This window comes from Paenimyroides ummariense (assembly GCF_900115115.1).
Taxonomy (GTDB): Bacteria; Bacteroidota; Bacteroidia; order Flavobacteriales; family Flavobacteriaceae; genus Flavobacterium; species Flavobacterium ummariense.
On sequence record NZ_FOVI01000056.1, the window covers coordinates 1 to 3,588 of the forward strand.

Below are 3,588 nucleotides of genomic sequence, written 5' to 3' on the forward strand. Positions count from 1 at the left end.
AGGGCAATCTCAAAGGACATAATAACTTCAGATCCATTTAAAGCTTTTAAAAACAAAAAGGTTGCTGTTAAAAAGACGCCCTTAAGCTCTCATGAGCTTTCAACTTTGGAAAATAAAATATTTGATTCTGAAAGATTAAGTGAAGTAAGAGACATTTTTGTTTTTCAATGTTATACAGGCTTAGCCTATATAGATGTAAAGCAATTTAAAAAGGAAGAATTAAAAATCGGAATCGATGGGAAACAATGGATTATTTCAGAAAGACAGAAAACAGGATCTTCAATAACCATCCCGCTACTTGCAAAAGCAATAGAAATTTTAGATAAGTACAAAGACCATCCTCATTGCAAAGCAAATAATGTATTACTTCCTGTCAAATCAAATCAAAAGATGAACGAGTACTTAAAGGAAATTGCTATATTATGTGGAATTAACGATAATCTTACCACACACAAAGCAAGAAGAACATTTGGGAGTACGGTTACTTTAAACAATGGTGTTCCTATGCATGTAGTAAAAGAAATGTTGGGGCATCAGTCTATTAAGCAGACAGAAGAATATGCACTGACTGAACAATCCACTATTAGTAGAGAAATGCAAATTTTAGAAAATAAAATTTCATCTGAAGCGAATAAAGATCAACATGATCCAATATCAATTCTTGAAAAGATTGAAAATGATCTAAAATTTCTAAAAGTTAAAAGTAAGAACAAGGAGAATTCAGAAATAACTTCTCAGCTAAAAAAGTATGAAAAAAAATTAAAAAACCTAAAAGCAAAATTAGCTTAAAATCTGTAAAATTACTTTATCAAAAAGAAGACCCATCAACGGTGGTTAACGGGAGCTCTACCGAACCACTTATATTACTTTTAAGATTTCTTGAAAGTGTAGTAGCTTAAAATAATTATACATAAAGAAAGCCATTGTAAAATAATGGCTTTCTTTATACAGTAATCTTTTATCTGTTATTTGTACATGTACTATTTTCCGCAATTAGCATTATAATCCGTAAGGATTTCCAATGCCATTTTCTGAATTTTTTCTCCGTCCAATTCCATCTCGCTTTTAAGTAACGCGCCCATTTTAGAACGTTTTTTTTCTTCTTTGTCTGGATCGTAGCTCGTATATTTTTTATTCAGCATTTTAGCGCGTACATATTCACAGTCTTCTGTAAGCTTCTTCATATCACTGCTGTTAAGCTCTTCGATCTTACCTCCATTCTTTGAAACAAGTATACTTGGCGTACTTCTTAAGCGTTTTAAATCATCCTCCATCTCCTGCACCTGTTTGTTACCTACGGCTACAGCAGTTGGAAGTCCGTAAAGTCTGTAAACTGTAATAGGTCCTTTTATCATTACCTCAGCGATATGGTTACTGTTGCTCAAATTTTTTATACTTTTAATACTACCTCCTATTCCGCTGCCACCTCTTGACGACTCGCGAACATTAGTATATTTTATAAGTTCGAATTCGCGCAATACATCTCCATCATAGGCTGCATAACCTTTTAAATCATCAACATCAAGTACCTTAAGTTTCTGGCGTTTTTTACTAGGGTCAATATCAGATTTTGCGATAAATCTAACTTTTTGCTGGTTGACCCATGGAGAATCTTCGGAACCCATTAATCGTAAGACACCTTCGATCTTTTCACCCTTTTTATTAATAATCCAACCTTCCTTTTCGTTGGATCTCAATTCGTATTCCTGGTCTGCGTCCTGCGCAACAGAAAGTAGTGGCAACAATACGAATGACACTATACATAACAGTTTTTTAAACATATATCTTTTATTTTGAATTTAATAATTAAATTACTTGATGATAACTTTTTGATCTGCCTTACCTATATTGGTGGTAACTTCTACAAAATATAATCCTTTTGCTAGTGTACTAACATCAACAACAGTTGTTTTTGCAGACTTTATTTTTTGACCTAAATTATTATAGATTGTTACATTTTCTAACACCGCATTATCATCCAGTTCAATATTAAGTACATCACTTGATGGATTAGGGTAAACATTAAAATTAACAGCGTTTATTTTTTTTGTAGAAAGTACTCCAGATAAATCATATACTTTAGCGTAGCCTTTCTTAAAATTTCCAGTTGTTGCGGCAGCTGCTCCAACAATTAATTCAGAACCGCTTGCCGATAATGCAACATCACTACCAAATTGGTCGTATGCCTCCTCCGCGTCAATATCTGTTCCCATTTGTACCCAACTGTTCGATACATTTTTAAAAATCCGTACGTGACCAGCATAAGGTCCACTTCCTTCGTTTATAGATGCTGCAACTGCTAAAATAGTTCCATCTGATGAAAGAGAAAGTGCATTACCGTTCGCATCTGCAGTTCCTTCTGCGTTTATATCTTGACCTATTTGTGTCCATGTACCCCCGATATTTTCAAATATTCTTGCCGTTCCTGAAACATTGGCATTAATAGCGCCAATAGCAAGAATATTTCCAGCAGACGAAAGCGAAGTACTATATCCACTCTTATGATTTGGACCGGTGCCATAAATTACCTGTCCCAATTGTGTCCAATTTCCTGCTACATTTTGGTAAACAACTGTGTAGCCAGTTGGACCTCCTGCTGTGCTTATCGCATTTGCACCAATTGCTACAATACTTCCGTCATCTGAAAGTGATAAGCTAATACCTAATCCATCCCCTGGTTGAAGTCCGTTAATATTTTGCCCAAGTTGTGTCCAACTACCCTGTATATTCTGATATATGCGAACCTGACCTGAATTTTGCCCGTTACCATTATGTTCTCTAAGTCCAACTGCAAGTATATTTCCATCAGCAGATAAATCTAATGTTTCTCCGAAAGAGTCACTTGTAGCAATACCCTCTATAGTATTTCCTAATTGAATCCAACTACCCGAAGAATATTGAAACACACGTACATTTCCCGCTGATATTCCGTTAGAATTATTGTTGGTTGGTGATCCAACAGCTATAACATCACCATCGGCAGAAAGTGCAATACTGCTTCCAGAGCGATCATTAGCAGCAGTTCCTAATATATCAGCTCCTAGCTGTGTCCATGTGCCTGATACATTTTCGAAAACACGAACATGTCCTGTAAATGAATTATGATTACTAGCCGCAACTGCGACAATATTTCCATCGTGTGACATCGAAACTTTTCGTCCATAATTATCAGTTCCATTATCTCCCTCTATCTTTTGTCCGATCTGCGTCTGGCTTATCGCCATCATTGGGATTAATAAAAAAAAGTGTAAATATTTTTTCATAGAATAAATTTTTTTGAGTTTATCTAATTGTTATTGTTGCGTAAAATAAGAAAAAACTATGCCATACTTTTATTAAGGCATAGTTTTAACAATATTGTATTCATTTTTAATTAAACTAAATAATATTTAATAACAATTAAAAAAGTAATTATTTAACTATCAGGTTCTTTATCTGCCAGTATATCGAACTTCAGTCCACTATTACCTTCACCTCTTCCTCCTCTTACTGTTCTACCTATCCATGTGTAAACTTTACCGTCGTACCACCTTGCGCGTTGAAAATTAGATGAAATTACAAATCCCGATCTACCAACAATTTCTTCAT

The 3,588-nt window shown here is 34.6% G+C and carries 3 protein-coding genes; 1 reads left to right on the forward strand and 2 read right to left on the reverse strand.

Annotated features, from left to right (window positions below; all coding sequences use genetic code 11):
• The coding region (locus BM253_RS16990) for a site-specific integrase (protein ID WP_177205822.1) at positions 1 to 789 on the forward strand (789 nt) is incomplete at its 5' end.
• Between the two features lie 191 nt (positions 790 to 980).
• Here the strand turns inward: BM253_RS16990 and BM253_RS16995 are convergent.
• On the reverse strand, positions 981 to 1,757 hold the full coding sequence (locus BM253_RS16995; protein ID WP_245758531.1) for a hypothetical protein: 777 nt from the start codon (positions 1,755 to 1,757) through the stop codon (positions 981 to 983).
• 54 nt (positions 1,758 to 1,811) lie between these two features.
• Positions 1,812 to 3,263, reverse strand: a complete 1,452-nt coding sequence (locus BM253_RS17000; protein WP_091526683.1) for a T9SS type A sorting domain-containing protein — start codon at positions 3,261 to 3,263, stop codon at positions 1,812 to 1,814.
• Positions 3,264 to 3,588 lie beyond the last annotated feature (325 nt).

Coding starts and splice junctions, on each gene's coding strand:
- BM253_RS17000 (WP_091526683.1), bottom strand. CDS start 3,263: ATGAAAAAATATTTACACTTTTTTTTATTAATCCCAATGATGGCGATA.